13 protein-coding genes are annotated in these 17,075 nt (G+C 45.7%); 11 read left to right on the top strand and 2 right to left on the bottom strand.

Annotated features, from left to right (window positions below; translation table 11 throughout):
* Positions 1-245 precede the first annotated feature (245 nt).
* From J8L84_RS06720 to J8L84_RS06700, 5 genes are read left to right on the top strand one after another with little or no spacing between them, the layout of a single operon-like run.
* The gene (locus J8L84_RS06720) at positions 246-1,619 is read left to right on the top strand and encodes a TolC family protein (RefSeq protein ID WP_211070002.1); all 1,374 of its coding nucleotides are present in this window, start codon (positions 246-248) and stop codon (positions 1,617-1,619) included.
* Entirely contained in the window at positions 1,616-2,986 is a 1,371-nt protein-coding gene (locus tag J8L84_RS06715; RefSeq protein ID WP_211070001.1) for an efflux RND transporter periplasmic adaptor subunit, read from the top strand. The genes J8L84_RS06720 and J8L84_RS06715 overlap by 4 nt, the downstream gene beginning before the upstream one ends.
* Complete coding sequence (locus J8L84_RS06710) at positions 2,979-6,110, top strand: efflux RND transporter permease subunit (RefSeq protein WP_211070000.1); 3,132 nt, start codon at positions 2,979-2,981, stop codon at positions 6,108-6,110. The genes J8L84_RS06715 and J8L84_RS06710 overlap by 8 nt, the downstream gene beginning before the upstream one ends.
* Positions 6,111-6,125: 15 nt before the next feature.
* Entirely contained in the window at positions 6,126-6,797 is a 672-nt protein-coding gene (locus J8L84_RS06705) for a response regulator transcription factor (protein WP_211069999.1), read from the top strand.
* A 1-nt stretch (position 6,798) separates the two neighbouring features.
* Positions 6,799-8,154, top strand: a complete 1,356-nt coding sequence (locus J8L84_RS06700; RefSeq protein ID WP_211069998.1) for a HAMP domain-containing sensor histidine kinase — start codon at positions 6,799-6,801, stop codon at positions 8,152-8,154.
* Between the two features lie 97 nt (positions 8,155-8,251).
* Here J8L84_RS06700 and J8L84_RS06695 read toward each other — a convergent pair whose 3' ends face one another.
* On the bottom strand, positions 8,252-8,854 hold the full coding sequence (locus J8L84_RS06695) for a TIGR04211 family SH3 domain-containing protein (protein WP_211069997.1): 603 nt from the start codon (positions 8,852-8,854) through the stop codon (positions 8,252-8,254).
* Positions 8,855-9,031: 177 nt separating this feature from the next.
* Between J8L84_RS06695 and J8L84_RS06690 the strand changes: the two genes are divergently transcribed.
* Positions 9,032-10,537, top strand: a complete 1,506-nt coding sequence (locus J8L84_RS06690; RefSeq protein WP_211069996.1) for a CYTH domain-containing protein — start codon at positions 9,032-9,034, stop codon at positions 10,535-10,537.
* Between the two features lie 36 nt (positions 10,538-10,573).
* On the top strand, positions 10,574-11,659 hold the full coding sequence (locus J8L84_RS06685) for a DNA mismatch repair protein (RefSeq protein WP_211069995.1): 1,086 nt from the start codon (positions 10,574-10,576) through the stop codon (positions 11,657-11,659).
* Between the two features lie 49 nt (positions 11,660-11,708).
* Here J8L84_RS06685 and mutH read toward each other — a convergent pair whose 3' ends face one another.
* Entirely contained in the window at positions 11,709-12,383 is a 675-nt protein-coding gene (gene mutH / locus J8L84_RS06680) for a DNA mismatch repair endonuclease MutH (RefSeq protein WP_211069994.1), read from the bottom strand.
* A gap of 116 nt (positions 12,384-12,499) precedes the next feature.
* Between mutH and rppH the strand changes: the two genes are divergently transcribed.
* Genes rppH through lgt form a run of 4 tightly spaced genes read left to right on the top strand, consistent with a single transcriptional unit; the run spans position 12,500 to position 17,070 of the window.
* Positions 12,500-13,042 (top strand): RNA pyrophosphohydrolase, encoded by a 543-nt coding sequence (rppH, locus tag J8L84_RS06675; RefSeq protein ID WP_041453052.1) that lies wholly within the window; start codon positions 12,500-12,502, stop codon positions 13,040-13,042.
* Positions 13,043-13,098: 56 nt separating this feature from the next.
* Entirely contained in the window at positions 13,099-15,396 is a 2,298-nt protein-coding gene (gene ptsP, locus J8L84_RS06670; protein ID WP_211070050.1) for a phosphoenolpyruvate--protein phosphotransferase, read from the top strand.
* A gap of 59 nt (positions 15,397-15,455) precedes the next feature.
* On the top strand, positions 15,456-16,262 hold the full coding sequence (locus tag J8L84_RS06665; protein WP_211069993.1) for a sulfite exporter TauE/SafE family protein: 807 nt from the start codon (positions 15,456-15,458) through the stop codon (positions 16,260-16,262).
* A 4-nt stretch (positions 16,263-16,266) separates the two neighbouring features.
* Entirely contained in the window at positions 16,267-17,070 is an 804-nt protein-coding gene (lgt, locus tag J8L84_RS06660; protein WP_211069992.1) for a prolipoprotein diacylglyceryl transferase, read from the top strand.
* Positions 17,071-17,075 lie beyond the last annotated feature (5 nt).

Raw genomic sequence — 17,075 nt, 5'->3', positions numbered from 1 at the left:
CAAAGTAATTTAGTACAAAGTAATTTAGTACAAAGTAATTTAGTACAAAGCAACTTGCCTTATAGTAATTGGTAACGCTGAAAAGCCAGTCCTTGTGACTGGCTTTTTTTATGTTGTTTCATAGTGCATTAGGGATTCGCTTATTTGCGCGCGATAAAACAATTCAAACAAAATTAAGACCGTTAACCCTGCCTTAACCCTCGTTATGACATGCTAAATTCATGGTAGGCAATAATCGAATTTCAATGATCGGGTTACGTAAAACTTCATTCATACCACTTATGGCAATTGTACTCACGGGGTTGAGCGCTTGTGCTAGTCACCAAGACCCTTCGTTAAGCGAGACGGCTTCTGAGATGAAGGGAGACGGCATAATCTGGCAAGCACAATCAGATGAAGCTGTTTCAGCCACGGCATTAACCGATTTAGTTGCTGTGGAGGGGTTACAAAGTTACATTGATGAAGCACTTAAAAACAACGCCAACTTGCAACAAACCCTGATTACACTGCGAAAAGCGCAGGTCGCCATTGCTTCGGCAGAGGCTGCAGATAACCTTAATGTGGATGCAAATTTTTCAGGAAGTAAAACCGAAAACAGTGATGAAAATTACTCGGCAGGCGTTACCGTCAGTTGGGAGTTAGACCTGTGGCAAAAAATCAGTGATAGCGTAACGGCCGCCAGTTTTGATGCATCCAGCGCTCGCGCCGCTTACCAGTCATCCCGTGATGCGTTAGTAGCCAGTGTTATTCGAAGCTACTTAGATATTATTACCCAGCAACAACTTCTTGCCATTGAACATGAGCGCTTAAGCGTTTACGAAAATAGTGAAGGTATTATTTTAACACGCTATCGCACTGGGTTAGGTACGTTAGATGACTTAGACAATGCGCAAACTAGCAGCGCAACAACCCGAGCCTCAATCGCGCTTTATGAAAACAGTATAAGTACCGCAAAGCGCACTTTGGCGGTCTTGCTAGGCCGTCAAGATCAGTACTTGTCTGATTTCCCTTCAGTGACTGAGTTTCCAGAAGTGCTGGAGCCTTTAATCAACTTACCAGAACAAGATCTTGCCCGACGTCCAGATTTACAAGCCGCGTATTACAATATAAAGGCCAGTGAAGCGAACGTGAAAGTGGCTTATAAAGCGTTGTTGCCCAGCATTAGCCTATCTGCTGCTCTCACCGACAATGGCACTACACTGTCTCAGTCGTTATTAACAAATCCGTTGTGGAGCTTATTGGGTCAAATTACCGCTCCTTTGTTCCAAGGCGGCGCACTAAGAGCACAAATTGATGATGCCGAGTTAACCGCGTTAAATAGCTGGTGGCAATACCGTGAAACACTCTTAAACAGTGTTCAAGAAGTACAAGATGCTTTGGATAACGAGAAAGCGTTTACACAACGTCAGCACTACATCGATATTGCCTATCAGAAAGCGCTAAGTAGTGCGGATACTTTTTCCGGCCAATACCGCCAAGGATTGGTAGATATTTTAGATTTGTTGTCAGTTTACGACACCACTTTCAATTTGCAGGCGCAGCGCGTCGAGCTTCAATATTCTCAGCTAAGTAATCGTATTGATTTAGGCCTTGCCCTAGGCCTTGGAGTATCACAATGAATAAGAAAAAAGTTATCGTTACCTTCGCAGCAGCAATGACCATTGTTATTGCTGTCGTTTTTACCATGAGTCAAATGGGCGATGAGGGCCCTAGCATAGGTGGAAAACGCGGTAAGGGCCCAAGATATGGTGGTGGTGGCCAAGTTGTTCAAAGTGAAGAGCGTGGTGGCGAGCGCACTAAGACTGCTAACCGAGAGGGCGGCGCACCTACGGGTGATCGCACAACTGCGCGTCTTGAAAATCAAGGCGAAAGTGAAAGGCCAGCGAAAGGTTCGCAGAATACTTCTCAAGCTCAGCAAACTGTATCGAGTCGCAGCAGTGCAGTAGATATTGCAGAAGTGGGTGTGGTTAATGTCACGCCAGCCAGCTATCACGCAAAGGTAAAAGGCTATGGGCAAGCCAGCGCCACTCATGTATTGACCTTATCAGCGCAAGTGAGTGGTCAAATTACACGGTTGTCGTCACAATTTGAAACCGGAGCGTTGTTATCGCAAGGGGAGGTGTTGGCCTATGTAGACGATACCGATTATCAACAAGCATTAGCGTCAGCCGAAGCGACGTATGAAGCGGCCTATGTGGCACTTGAAGAAGAGCGCCTTCAGGGGGTACAAGCGCAAGATGAATGGATACGTTCAGGCTTATCCGGTGAACCTGAATCTGAATTAGTGCTACGTGCACCACAGCTAAAATTAGCTCAAGCAGCGCTGCGCGAAGCTCAGCAAAATGTAAAAGCAGCAAAGCGCGATTTAGCGTTTACTAACATAACTGCACCTTTTGATGCGCTAGTAGTCAGCCGCAGCATTCAGCCAGGAAGTTATGTACAGGTGGGGACAGAAGTTGCCAGCTTGTATTCTGCTAATTTAGCCGAAATATCTATTCCACTTTCACCCAGCCAATGGGCGCAACTGCCAGATGCGACAGTGGGTGAAAAGCCCGGTTGGAAGGTCACGCTAATCGACACAACAGGTGCCCATCAATGGCAAGCCAGTATCGAACGAATTGAGCTTCATCAAGATGAAGATACGCGTCAACGTAGAGCTATTGCGGTAGTTGAGAATCCGTTAACCCTAGCGAGTCCACTGTTTTTCGGTACATTCTTAGTCGCTGATATTGAGGGTAAAGCGCTAGATAACGTATGGAAAGTCCCGTCGTCAGCCATATCGCAAAAGCAAGAAGTATGGTTTGTTGTGCCAGAAAGAAATGTACTGAATAAATTTACCCCGACCGTATTGTTTGAGTATGAAGGATACGCTTACATTGAACCTTTAGCGGGTAAATCCCAGGCTCAAATTGTGGCACGTCCACTTAGCAATTACCTTGTGAACACCCCAGTAACGCCTGTTGTTGAGGAAAACGCCGATGAATAGTCACAAAGGCATAATTGCATGGTTTGCGCAAAATTCAGTGGCAGCAAACTTGTTGATGGTCGGTCTTATCGTGCTTGGTATGGTGTCATACGGCGATATTAGAAAAGAAGCCTTTCCCAGTATGGAGCCAAGGTTTGTCACTATCTCTATGGTTTATGATAGTGGTGATGCAGAGCAAGCCGAAGAAGGCATTGCGATTAAAATTGAAAACGCCTTGGAAGCGGTCCCAGGTATCAAGCGTATTACTTCTACGTCTAACTCGAACGGCGCCAGTGTTCAGTTAGAAAAAGAAACCGATTACGACTTAGATGTACTGTTTAATGATGTAAAAACAGAAGTCGATAGCATATCAAATTTACCTTCTGACGCCGAAAACGCCATTATCGATAAGGCCACCCGTGAAGAGCATGTGATTTGGGTACAGCTTTACGGTGATGCAACGCATGCACAGCTACAGTATTTAGGCGAGCAATTAGAGCGTGACTTGTTAGCCAAAGACGACATTCGTGATGTAAAAGCGGGAAGTTTTGTCGACCCCATGATGTCGATAGAAATTGATGAGGCGAAGCTGCAAGCTTACGGTTTAACCTTATCTGATGTTGCTTCTCGTATTAACGAAGAATCATCTACAGCATTAACCACCAGTTTACGTAACGAAGAAAAAGTCATTCGCTTAAAAGCGTCTGAGCAAGCTTATTATGCTGCAGACTTTGCCAAAATTCCCCTTGTTACTAGTGCAGGTGGTGCAGTGTTAACGGTGGGTGATGTTGCTGAAGTAACCGACACGTTCGCCGACGATAGCTACTCATTGGCTAGATACAATGGCCAAAATGGGTATGGCTTACAAATATTAATGGACAAATACGGTGATGTCACCGACATGGTGGCACAAGCGCATGCCGTGGTAGATGACTGGCATGAAAGAGGTGTGCTTCCCGAAGGTGTAGAGCTTGAAACCTGGTATGACAGAAGCACGCTTATTACTGAACGCTTAGACTTACTTACCAGTAACGCCCTAATGGGTATTGTGCTGGTGTTTATTACCCTAGCGATATTTCTTAATCTGCGGGTCGCGTTTTGGGTAGCGGCAGGTTTGCCGTTTATTTTCTTTGGCACGCTGTATTTCATGACCGACTCTTACACCGGCATGACGTTAAACGAAATGACAACCTTCGGCTTTATTATGGCGTTAGGTATTGTGGTGGATGATGCAGTCGTGGTGGGTGAGAGTGTGTATTCCACTCGGCAACGGTACGGCGACACCTTAGCCAATACTATTGAAGGCACACGTAAAGTGGCTGTGCCTACCATCTTTGGGGTACTGACCACGGTAGCAACCTTTTTCGCCTTGTCGAACGTATCAGGCGGCTTAGGCACGCTTTATTCGCAGTTTGGTACTATCGTCACCCTTTGCCTTTTATTGTCGGTCGTGGAATCTAAATTAATTTTACCGTCGCACTTAGCCCATTTACCGACGAAGAAAACACCTAAAAAAGGCATTGCTGGGTGGTGGGGCAAAGTACAAAACGGTGCCGATAGAGGACTAAATTGGTTTAATGAGAAGCTCTATCAGCCAGCATTAAGTGCGACAATTGCGTATCGCTATGCCGCGGTATTGTTATTTATAACACTGTTTATTGTGGTCATGAGTTTGCCGCTTACCGGTGTAGTGCGAGTCGGATTTTTCCCTAGCATGCAAGGGGATACGGTATCGGCCAATATGGCGCTTTTTAGCGATGCAAGTTTTGGTCAAACCGAACGTAATTTATTGCGTTTAGAAAATGCCGCGCTAGAGGCAGATAAGCAGCTAGTGGAAGAAAAGGGCGCTGATGAGAGCGGTTTAAAAAGCCTGCAAGTGACGGCTAATGGCGATCAAAGTGGCACTATTATTATTTCATTGGCCGAGGCTCAGCCATACACCCTTGACGAATTGGCAGCACGCTGGACTGCACTAAGTGGCAATTTAGAAGCCGTGAAAAAACTAAAAATTCAAGCCCGTCGCGAAATGGTGGATGCGTTTAAAGTAGAGTTGAAAAGCATTGATGATGCAACACTTACCGCTGCCAATATGGCCTTCCAAGAAGCGCTGGCTGACATTGATGGGGTATTTGGTGTTGAAAGCTCTCTCACCCCTGGTGAAGCCATGATGCGCTTCGAACTGACCCCAGAAGGCCGTGCCATGGGCATGGACACACAAAGTTTATCGCAACAGTTATTAAAAGCCTTTGGTGGTGAAATAGTACAGCGCTATTTACGCAACAAAAATGAAGTGAAAGTGCGTGTGCGTTATCCTGAAGAAGACCGCATGGACCCCTCTGATGTTATGAATACGCGGGTTCGTTTAGACGATGGCACGGTTGTCCCATTAAGTGTAATTGCGACCATGACCCCTGATGTGCAACAAAAGCAGGTGGTACGTATAGACGGGCTTAGGGCGTTAACCGTTAGTGCATCGGTAGATAGCGATGTGATAACCGCTACCGAATTAGTCAACCTCTTAAACGAAAGTTTTGTCCCTACTTTGTCTCGTCAATATCAAGATTTGTCGTTACATTTTGCCGGTGAAGCAGAGCAGCAAGAAGAAACACAAAGCTCAATGGAAAGTGTGTTTATATTGGCGCTCATCTCTATTTATGCCTTGCTTGCTATTCCGCTTAAGTCTTACATTCAGCCGCTTATTATTATGACGGCTATTCCGTTTGGTATTGTTGGCGCGGTGTTAGGACATTGGAGTAATGGCTTGATGCTGAGCATACTGTCACTAAACGGAATTTTGGCATTAAGCGGTGTAGTGGTGAATGATAGCTTATTGCTGGTATCGCGATACAATGCGTTAAAAGAAGCGGGTATGCGTGTGCAAGAAGCGGTAGTAGAGGCATGTTCTAGCCGCCTTCGCGCCGTTTTGCTGACCTCAATAACGACCTTTTTAGGTCTGTATCCCATATTGGGCGAAACCTCTATTCAAGCACAGTTTTTAATACCTGCAGCAGCATCGTTAGGCTATGGAATTTTGTTTGCTACCGCCATTACACTAGTATTAATTCCGGCATTGCTGTTAATTTATGAAGATGTAGCGAAGCTAGGCAAGAAAACCAAAGACGCTGCCATGCAAGTGACGGGTTAAACTTAGGTGAAAACAATGAATCGGGTGTTGTTAGTTGAAGATGATATTGGATTGGCTGGCAACGTCCTAGACTACTTGGAGTTAGAGGATATGCAGTGCGATCACGCCAGCAATGGGGTGGCTGCGTTGCAATTCATTAATCAGTATCAATACGATGTACTCGTGCTTGATATCAACTTGCCGCGTTTAGATGGTTTTAGCGTTTGCGAGCGTATGCGCAACGATGGTAACGACACGCCGGTTATTATGCTGACAGCGCGTGACCAGCTTGAAGATAAGCTCACTGGTTTTAAAAAAGGCGCTGACGATTATTTAATTAAGCCTTTTGCCATGGCTGAACTCGTCGCAAGGGTAACTGCTCTAGCAGGTCGGCGATCTGCGCAGGTAAATCAAACCGCTATGGGTAATGTGACACTTAACATGAATACGCAAGAGGCTCATGCAAATGGCAACCTTATTAAACTTAGCCCTATCACCTATGCACTGCTTAAAAAACTGTTGTTAGCCAAAGGGGAAGTGGTTAGCCGAGAACGGCTTATTGAAGCCGCTTGGAAAGATAGCGCGCCGGAAAGTAATGTGCTTAAAGTGCACATGCATCATTTACGAAAAAGTTTAGAACAGGTGAATGCCTCTATTTCGGTGCTAAGTAAGCCAAACAGTGGTTTTTACCTCACTGAGGACGGCTGATATGGTTAAAGGCTTACACCTGAGTTTACGTCGCTATGTGTTGTGGACCTTGCTTGCCGTGGGGAGTGTGCTGATCACCTTGTTTTCAATGTTTTCCTCTGAACGCTTTTTTCAAGGTATGGACGGTATGTTACGCGGTACCATGGTAAGGATGGCAAGCAACACCGAATTAGTTGGTAAGTCGCCACAGCGTGTTTTGAATTTCTATATCAGTACCGAATTTGACCAACAACCAGAAGAAATTCTTGCGTCATTCAAGCAAGATGAACTTATTCCTTTTGTTTTAGTTAAAGATTTAAAGCGTGATTGGTTTTTCACGCGCCCATACGCCGCACGATTTTTGGTGATGGTGCCACTTGAAAGCGGCGAGGTAAGGTATATTTCTCAAGTGTTTGGCGAGCCCAAAGGACGTGGTCATCGGCCGGTGTGGTTAAGCCATGAACTGGTAAGTATCATTATTGGAGTAGGTGCACTGGGCGTGTTCGCAATCGTATTGTTGCTTATCATGCGAAGCGTGACCAAGCCCGTAGAAATGCTTCAGGATTGGGCGGCGGCGCTAGATGAAAAGCAACTTGATGCACCTATCCCAAGGTTTCGCTACAAAGAGCTCAACGCGCTTGCGTCACTGATACACAACAGCCTGCAAAGCGTGAAACAAACCCTGGAGCGAGAGCGTACTTTTGTTAATCACGCCAGTCATGAGTTGCGTACTCCCATTGCGGTTATTCGAAGCAGCACGGAATTGCTACAGCGTGTTTTAGAAAAAGAGCAACTACAACATCAATCACATACAATTGGCAGTAAAGGAACAAATGCCTTAATGCGGATTGATAACGCCTCTAAAACAATGACCGATTTAACCGAAACTTTATTGTGGTTAGCACGCGAAGACAGTCAACCTTTGCCTCATCATCCCGTGGACATTGCTACCATGGTTGAGCAACTTTGTGATGACTTGAGATACTTATTAAAAGGAAAAACCGTCACCGTCGATGTGAATGTGCCAAGTACGACACTGTATCTGCCGGATACGGCGAGTAGAATAATTATTGGAAATGTTATCCGAAATGCCTTTCAACATACCGACAGCGGTGTAGTGTCTATTTCACTAAATGAGACTACCTTAACCATCGAGAACCATGAGTTAAAATACAGCCAGAACCAGAGCCTAAACGAGAATGACGCAGAGGCTTCGCCACTATCTAACGTTGAGGATAACGGTTACGGGTTGGGACTTAAGCTAATTACTAAATTAACAGAACGGTTGGGATGGCAGTTCCAGGCCGGTGCGGTCGTAAATGGTTATCACGTTACACTTACTCTTAATGAACCTGAAGATACCGAAGTGCAGTCGTGAGAGCCATTTTATATACCTAGATATAAAAGAAGCGGCTAACAAGCCGCTTTTTTTTAACATCGACAATTTTACCTTATCGATACAACAGTATCGGTAATTACATCCACTCTTTACTGCGATTACGCTTTTTCGGCATATAAGTCAGAAGTACGCCCAATAAAATACCTGCGCCGGCAACAATGCCGCCACGGGTGAACCAGGTGACCAGTTCATCTTTATCTGCACTTTCTACTTGCGCACTTAAGAGTTTAATATCGTTGCTTTGTTGTTCAGTATCCGTTGTGAGTTGCGTAATTTGCTGGCGCGCATCATTAAGCTGCTGGCGCAGGTTCGCATTCTCGCGTTGGGTAGTTTGTAAGCTGGTTTGGCTTTGTGCTAACTGCTCACTTAACATAGGTAGTTTTTCAGCTTGTGACATCTCTGTAGTCACATACTTTGATTCAACCCACCCCTTACGACCTTCATCATCGGTCACTTGCGTGAACTCTGCATCAGCATCACGGTCTAGCACAGTAATCGGTGTGCCTGCCTCTACAGACCCTAGAATACGGTAGTTTCGGCCTGGGCCCGTGTGTAAAAAGATAAATAAATCATCGCGAATATAGTGCGACGACGACGCTTCTAGCGTATCGCTCTCTTGAAGAGCCAGCGCTTGGCAAGAGCATGCAAAAAGGGCAACTGCTAACCACTTTCGAATCATAGGTAGTCCAAATACTCGTCTAAAACATGGAGATGGTATTGGTTGACCGCGATAAAGGCAAGTTTGTTCCACTTTTGTCTACTGGTTAATTTCATCGCAACCAGTTAACAGTGTCATTGCGAATTAGTTTGGACACAGGTAAGGTTGCATCATTATCACGTGTGCCACTGCGCAAATATGTCTGAAATTGAACTAAAATTTGTTACTCAAGATGGTGCGCATCAAGCATTTAAAGACCGCGTACTCCCTCTTTTCGAAAAAAATAATATTACCCTCATTTCCCACACCGAACTGCGGCTTGAAAACGATTATTACGATACGGTAAATCACGATTTTCAAGAAAGTAAGATGGGTTTTCGTGTACGCGGCAATAATGGCAGCTACGAGCAAACCTTAAAAACCAATGGGAAAGTCAGTGGTGGGTTACATCAGCGTGCAGAATACAACATTGATCTCAATGCACCTGACCCCGACTTAACCCTGTTTGATACCTCAGTGTGGCCTTCTAGCTGGAATATTCCCAGCATGAACAGCAAATTGGAAAAGCAATTTAGTACCCACTTTACTCGCCATGCTTATATTGTAGAGGTAGAGAAGAGTCGCGTAGAGGTAGTACTTGATTGTGGTGAAGCCGCCACTGATAAAGCGAGTTCACCGATTAATGAGATTGAACTTGAGCTTCAAAGCGGCGATCTAGATAGCCTATTCATATTGGCCACTCACATTAACAGTTGCATGGATGTGAGGCTAAGTGATGTGTCTAAAGCGGCGCAAGGGTATCAGCTTCTGCACGGTTTTAACGCCAAAGTAAAACCCTTGCCAGACTTTTTGCCGCTAAATCCAAAATCGTCTACCGAAGAAGCCTTTTCAAGTGCGCTTCAATTGGCTTTAGCTCATTGGCAGCACCATGAGCATGTGTTTATTGAAAGTGGCTCTATTAAAACCCTAGCAGAAGTGGCCAAGAGTGTGCGCTTGCTGTTACAAAGCGTGTCTTTGTATTTACCCGTACTACAATGCCCAGAAATGCTTGCGTTACATAAAAAGCTCATTGCTTATGCGCAGCAATGGGCTTGGCAAGACGATCTGCAAAGCTTACGGTATTTATTATCTAAAAAGAGCCTGTTTCACAAAACCTTAAGCAAACACCCTGCTATTGTCAGTTATTTGCAGGGGCGTAAAGCAGGACTGTTGCATGCCCATGACCCCGCCAGTTTATTTTTCGACAGCATGGCGACCGATATCAAGCTGCAAGCTATCGACTTAATTAACGCAAAACCATGGCGTAGAGAGGCCACAGGGTATGATTTGCTGGTTTTAGATCATGCCAAAGGGTGGTTATCTCAGGGATGGCAAACGGTGCAGCAAAGTATGCCAGCCAATAAAGCCATGGGCCCCGCCAACTACACCTTAGTAGAGGTAGTACTTCGACAAACTTTGTGGAGCGGTTTTCTACTTGGGGATTTGTTTTTAGAAGAGCGGGGTAACTTTAGAGCGCCTTGGTTAGATTTGTTAACCGGTATTGAGGAACTCAATGCGCTGTTAATGCTTCGCCAAGCCGTACAAGATTCCGAATTAGAAACGCAAGACGAACTTAGCAAGTGGACAAGCAGCAAGTTGACCGTGCTCGTAAAAGTGATGGAGCGAACCCGCGCTGTGGCATTAGAACGAGATATTTACTGGTAATGTTGCCAAGTAAATCGCGAACAAGGATGTAGTAAGGTGAAAGCAGATATGGTGTATGACTACGCCCTTTATGCGGCGCTGTTTTTCTATTTTATTGTGGTAGCCAGGTTTGTTTATTATCGTCAGCGCATACCTCAAGGGCGTTGGCTAGCGGCTGCCATTCTGTGTTGGCCTGTTTTCATGTTAGATGAATGGATGCGGTTATGGCAGTTAACCCAACTGGCGCCTCTGTATGGGTTGTCAGACGTATTTGCGGTACTGCTAATGACGTGTAGCTATAGAATGGTTAAACCCATGTTATTAGCTTACCCGTCTAAACGTTCTCGATTGTGGGTGCCTTTTTGGGTAATGGCCGTGCTGCAATTAACTATTTTGCTTATCCCCACCGAAGACAAGCTATTGTGGCTAGAAGCCTCTCCGAGTGGCGAGCCATTAATGCTATGGCCAGCTTATTTAGCCTCGTTAACAACGGGGTTCTGCGTGTTGCTCATTGGTATTCTCATCACTGAACACATTCAAATGTATCATAGGCATTTACCCGAACAGGCGGTTGATGTTCAAGAGTTTCGCGTACCAAGACTTGCCAGCGTCATGGCAAATACGGTTGTTGTGGCGTTTGCCAGTATTTTGCTGGTGACTGCTGCCACCTTTGGCTTTTTTACCGTGCCTTTTTGGGAAAGCCTACATCATACGGCCCTCGGCGTTTCTCTGCTTGTGGTGCTATTTAGCCTTACTTTTCCTAGGGTAACGTCACCGTCGCCTTTAGATTACGAGCGGCTGGATGAAGGCGCGGTAAAGCCAGCTGAATTGCGAGCGGTCATTGGTCAAGCTAAGCGCACCATGATTGATGGTAAAAACTACAAGAAGCTTGGGCTAACATTGAAAGACTTTAGCGATGAGGCAGGAGTCGAACCCACCACCCTGGCGATTGCCTTGCACTTAGAACTTAAGAAAAACTTTCGCGGCTTTGTGTATCAGTACCGGCTGGACTACGCCAAAAATGTACTGCTGCGAAGTGATGCCAAAATAGCGAAAGTGGCAAAACGCTTAGGTCTTAATTCTGAAAAGTTTTTAGGCGATGTGTTGGTAAAGCATTTCCGCAGCTCTCAAGAGACACGCTAGTTTAACAGCCTCTATTTATCCAACCGACATCACCATGCTAAACGTAAAGTTAGCTAAACGCGTTATAAAGCACCTGCTGGGTAAAGGTTTTACGCAAGTAGAACCCACGAGGGCGCGTTTTGATTCGCTCGCCTTGCGGACCTAAGGCATCAGTTAATACTTTGCCGCTGGCAGCCTTAGGGCGAAGGTGCAACGCCTCGCCTTGGCGAGAAGTGATTGATTCTACATGCCCTGTCAGTATTTGCTCTGTAAGCTCTTCCCAGTCTTGTTTTAATATCGCATCTTCTAGTGCACTCGGCTGCCAATAAAACGCACTGGCGACTCTGCGCTGCGCCAATGGAATGCGCCTGTCTCCCTCAATAGGTAACCACAGCACTTGTTGAATTTTGTTGCGTACATTGCTTGTTTCCCACGTTAACCCTGGCTGCATCAACAAGGGGGCATAGCAAACATAGGTGGTTTCAAGGGGCATAAAATTGGCATCGATGGGAATAGTTTTAAGTTCAATACCCAGCTCTGGGAAGTCTTGCTGAGGTTTAGATCCGGCACTGGCCCCTAACCAACGTTCAATCAACATACCTGGCCAGCCTTTATGACGCTGTAAATTTTCTGGTATGGCAACGTCAGCCATGTGGGCTAATTCTCCCAAGGTTAAGCCCGCAATGGCGTCACAGCGTGCTAATAACGCAGTTGAATTTTCAGGTGGAGACTCGGGTGGACGCATAGTTCAGCTCAGTAATTTTCTATAAGGAAAGCATGAATTTCGATTAATGCTTTGAATGGTGTATATATTATGGAAGAATGCAGAGATATAAAAGTATAGTGTGCCCGGGAGTCTATGTGATAGATGCCGATGGATTCCGTGCGAATGTGGGCATAGTGATTTGCAACAAAATGGGTCAAATATTTTGGGCAAGGCGTTATGGTCAACATTCATGGCAGTTCCCTCAAGGCGGAATTGATGAAGGGGAATCTGCCGAACAAGCTATGTACCGCGAGCTGCACGAAGAAGTGGGACTGACACCGAAAGATGTCACCATTTTAAGTGTTACACGTAACTGGCTTAGATATAAGCTTCCTAAGCGATTAATTCGTCAGGGAAGTAATCCGGTCTGTATAGGCCAAAAACAAAAGTGGTTCCTGCTGCAGCTTGACTGTAATGAGCGGGACGTGAATGTATTGAAAACAGGGCACCCAGAATTTGATGATTGGCGTTGGGTGAGCTATTGGTATCCAATTAGAAATGTCGTGTCGTTCAAGCGAGACGTCTACCGTCGGGTTATGAAGGAATTTTCCCCTGTTGTAATGGCTGCTCAACAGCGTCCACAACAGCGCCATAATACGTCGTCGCAAAAGCGCGGTAAAAAGCGCAGGCGAGGCTAGGCGAACGAGCAAAGTATAGGGAGTAGCGATTGGACACTCAGGGTCAAAAAGGCGCAATGTTAACCACGCTTAAACGTATCGTGCAGGAAATGAATCAAATTCCTGCGCTAGATACTGCCTTGTTTCGCCTGGCATCTCGCGTTAAACAAACGCTAGATGTCGACTCATGCTCCATATATCTAGCCGATTACGAGAAACAAACCTTTATTTTAAAGGCTACCGACGGTCTGCACCCTGATGCAGTAGAGCAAGTTCATATTGGCTTTTCTGAAGGCTTAATTGGCTTAGTCGGTCAGCGTGAAGAACCGCTCAACATTGTTAACGCCCAGCATCATCCTCGATTCAAACACTATCCTGAAGTTAAAGAAGAAAACTACAACGCTTTTTTGGGTACGCCCATTATTCACCAGCGTAAAGTGTTGGGGGTAATTACCCTGCAGCAAAGCGAAATGCGCCGCTTCAGTGAAGACGAAGAAGCTTTCTTAGTTACCTTAGCAGCACAGCTTGCGCTTGAAATTACCAATGCTGACATGCGCGGGGCACTAAACAATACCGCCAATGTGAACAGTATTGCACTGCAAAAAAATGTCTCTGGTATTGCGGGTTCGCCCGGCTTAGCTATCGGTAAAGGCTTTTCCCCTGATAAGTCACTTAATTTAAAAAACTGGGTTGTTAAACGCAGTAAAAATCCAAACGACGAAATCCAAACCTACCGCAAAGGCGTGGAAGTCACGCGCCAACACGTAGATGGATTATCGAAAAGTTTAGATGACGATATTCCTGATGACGTTAAATCCATCTTTCAGCTTTATCACCATTTGCTTGATGCCAATAGTTTAGGCCGCGAGGTAGAAGAGAAAATTAGGCAAGGGTGGGATGCTGCGTCGTCACTTAAGATGGTTGTCGAAAATTACGCCGCACGTTTTCGTGCGATGGACGACCCTTACATGCAAGAGCGTGCCATCGATATCGTCGACCTTTCAGATCGTATTCTGGCTAATATTCTTACCGAAGGCCAAGGCCAAGGGCAAAAGCTGGTAGAAAAACTCGCCACCGAAGACAGTATTTTGGTGGCCGATGAAGTATCGGCAACCATGCTGGCAGAGTTTCCAAGAGAAAAGCTCAAAGGCATCATCTCTATCCGTGGGTCGAACAACTCTCATGCCGCTATTCTAGCAAGGGCAATGGGGGTGCCTGCGGTGATGGGGTGTCAGAATGTGTCTCCTGCACTGCTTGAGGGTAAAGAGCTTTTACTCGATGGTTATGCAGGTGAGGTAATTGTTTCCCCCGAGCGGAACATTAAAACTGAATTTATTCAGCTTATTGAAGAAGAGTCGGCAATAACCGAGCGCATAGACGCCGAAGCCGGGCAGCCTTGTGAAAGCGTAGATGGCTGTCGCATGTCGCTATATATCAATGCGGGTTTGTCTGCTGAAGCCGAGCTTAATGCTGGCCATATTGGCTCGGGTATTGGTCTGTACCGTACTGAAATTCCCTTTATGCTACGGGAGCGTTTTCCTTCTGAGCAAGAGCAAGTCGAGCTTTATCGCCAAATCTTAGAGTCGGCACCCGATTTGCCGATTACCATGCGTACCCTTGATGTGGGGGGCGATAAGCCACTACCTTATTTTCCCATCAATGAAGAGAACCCGTTCTTAGGGTGGCGGGGCATACGATTAACACTCGATCACCCTGAGATATTCTTGGTACAAGTACGGGCCATGCTAAGAGCCAGTATTGGGCTTAAAAACCTACGCATTATGCTACCCATGATATCTACGGTGGCAGAAGTGCAAGAAGCCAAGCGCTTAGTTAACCAAGCCTACTTTGAGATATGTGACGAGGTTTGTGAGTCGGGTGAAGTACTTCAGCGACCTAAGTTAGGTATCATGTTAGAAGTACCCTCGGTATTGTATCAACTGCCGCAGCTTGCGAAACACGTAGATTTCTTCTCGGTGGGCAGTAACGATTTAACCCAATACTTGTTGGCGGTAGACAGAAACAACACCCGTGTGGCAGGGCTGTACAACAGCTACCATCCTGCGGTATTAGCTGCACTCTACGACATTGTGCAGCAATCAAACGAGAACCAAATCCCTGTTACCATCTGCGGCGAGATTGCCGGTGAACCGGCAGGTGCTATTTTATTAATGGGCATGGGGTATCGTCGTTTAAGTATGAATGCGTTCAATATTCGAAAAATTAATTGGCTTATTCGTAAGGTTTCGCTGGCGGAAAGCAAACAGCTTCTTTCTCTCGCGTTAACGTCGCAAAGCCATGAACAAGTATTCGGTCATTTAAACGAATATTTAGAGACAAAAGGCTTAGGTGGGTTAATACGGGCGGGTGCGTAAAATAGGCATGGCGCTAGCAGTGTAAATGCTAGATTCTGCTGTGTGATAAAGGATTTTGAATGGAACCGTTAACCATCATTTTTGTGAGCTGCTTAGTCCTTGGCGTGATCGTCGGGTTATTAGCAGGAATGTTAGGTATAGGTGGTGGTCTTATCATCGTTCCTGTACTCTCCTACTTACTGATTCACTTTGCTGGTATGACCGTTGAGACTGTGATGCCGGTGGCCATAGCTACCTCACTTTCTACCATTATTTTTACGGGCATGTCGTCTGCGTTCGCACACTATCGCTTAGGTAATATCCATAAACCAACAGTGCTTTATACTGGGTTTGGTATAGCAATAGGTGCTATCTTAGGGGCGCAAATTGCCAGTCATATTTCCGGTGCGCTATTAAAAGATATCTTTGCGGTTCTGGTTATTATTATTGCCGCACAAATGATATTCGGTAAGCAGAAAACATCAGACAGCGAAGCGTCACCATGGGTGCTAAGTTGCGTAGGTTGTGGCACAGGTTTAATTAGCGCTCTGATGGGTATTGGTGGTGGCGCTTTGTTAGTGCCAGCCTTAGTCTGGTTCAGAATTAATATAAGATTGGCGATTGGTTGCGCGGCATTTAGTGGCTTGTTAATCGCAATATTTGGCACCGCCAGTTTTGTTGCTGCAGGGTGGCAGCAAGCAGGTATGCCACAGTGGAGTTTAGGTTACGTATATTTGCCCGCCACAGCAGGTATTGTCACCACATCAATATTTACCGCAGGTATTGGCGCAAAGCTGGGCCAGCGGGTTAATACTCGAGTTTTAAAAGCAATGCTAGCGTGTTTGTTAGTGTTGGTAAGTATCAAAATGTTTGTAGGAATTAATTAAGCGTATGGCTGAAAGCAGTTATTTGGTTTTTCCCAGTATAGACCCTATTATTTTTAGCCTCGGGCCATTAAGTGTCCGTTGGTACGGCATGATGTACCTCGTTGGTTTTATTGCCGCATATTTGCTAGCGCAGAAGCGTTTGTCTCGTACTGAATGGACGCGAGATCAACTAAGTGATTTATTGTTCTGGAGCTTTGTTGGTGTGATTTTGGGTGGTCGCATTGGCTATGTGTTCTTCTATCAGTTTGGCATGTTTCTAGAAAATCCCCTCTACCTGTTTAAAATATGGGCCGGTGGTATGTCGTTCCATGGCGGACTTGTTGGCGTATTAGTGGCCTTAATGTGGCAGGCTAAGCGAATGAAAACCACGTTTTTACGTTTAGGTGATTTCGTGGCTCCCTTAGTGCCCATTGGCTTGGGCGCAGGACGCATTGGAAACTTCCTTAACGCTGAATTATGGGGCCGTACCACTGATGTGCCTTGGGCAATCATTTTCCCAAGTGCCGGTAATGTGCCTCGCCATCCTTCCCAGTTATATGAATTTGCCTTGGAAGGCGTATTATTGTTTGTTATTTTATGGCTTTATTCTGCTAAACCTCGACCGGTTGGCGCGGTAAGTGGTGTCTTTTTACTTGGCTATGGGAGTTTCCGTTTTATCGTGGAGTACTTTAGAGAGCCAGATGCTCACATTGGTTTATACCAAATGGGGCTAAGCCAAGGGCAGCTATTATGTTTACCTATGATTGCATTAGGCATAGGGCTATTAGTGCGCGCCTACACCCGCCAACAGCAACAAATTAAACAATAAATAAG

Origin of the sequence: Alteromonas sp. MMG017 (genome assembly GCF_018100795.1) — a bacterium.
In the GTDB taxonomy this organism is placed as follows: domain Bacteria; phylum Pseudomonadota; class Gammaproteobacteria; order Enterobacterales; family Alteromonadaceae; genus Alteromonas.
Note: the sequence above shows the minus strand (reverse complement) of the source record. Positions and strands in the feature narration are given on the sequence as shown.

Bases quoted from the DNA above. Each gene is read 5' to 3' on its own strand.
- J8L84_RS06710 (WP_211070000.1), top strand. From the start codon at position 2,979: ATGAATAGTCACAAAGGCATAATTGCATGGTTTGCGCAAAATTCAGTG.
- J8L84_RS06700 (WP_211069998.1), top strand. From the start codon at position 6,799: ATGGTTAAAGGCTTACACCTGAGTTTACGTCGCTATGTGTTGTGGACC.
- J8L84_RS06665 (WP_211069993.1), top strand. From the start codon at position 15,456: ATGGAACCGTTAACCATCATTTTTGTGAGCTGCTTAGTCCTTGGCGTG.
- J8L84_RS06720 (WP_211070002.1), top strand. From the start codon at position 246: ATGATCGGGTTACGTAAAACTTCATTCATACCACTTATGGCAATTGTA.
- mutH (WP_211069994.1), bottom strand. From the start codon at position 12,383: ATGCGTCCACCCGAGTCTCCACCTGAAAATTCAACTGCGTTATTAGCA.
- ptsP (WP_211070050.1), top strand. From the start codon at position 13,099: ATGTTAACCACGCTTAAACGTATCGTGCAGGAAATGAATCAAATTCCT.
- J8L84_RS06715 (WP_211070001.1), top strand. From the start codon at position 1,616: ATGAATAAGAAAAAAGTTATCGTTACCTTCGCAGCAGCAATGACCATT.
- J8L84_RS06695 (WP_211069997.1), bottom strand. From the start codon at position 8,854: ATGATTCGAAAGTGGTTAGCAGTTGCCCTTTTTGCATGCTCTTGCCAA.
- J8L84_RS06690 (WP_211069996.1), top strand. From the start codon at position 9,032: ATGTCTGAAATTGAACTAAAATTTGTTACTCAAGATGGTGCGCATCAA.
- lgt (WP_211069992.1), top strand. From the start codon at position 16,267: ATGGCTGAAAGCAGTTATTTGGTTTTTCCCAGTATAGACCCTATTATT.
- J8L84_RS06705 (WP_211069999.1), top strand. From the start codon at position 6,126: ATGAATCGGGTGTTGTTAGTTGAAGATGATATTGGATTGGCTGGCAAC.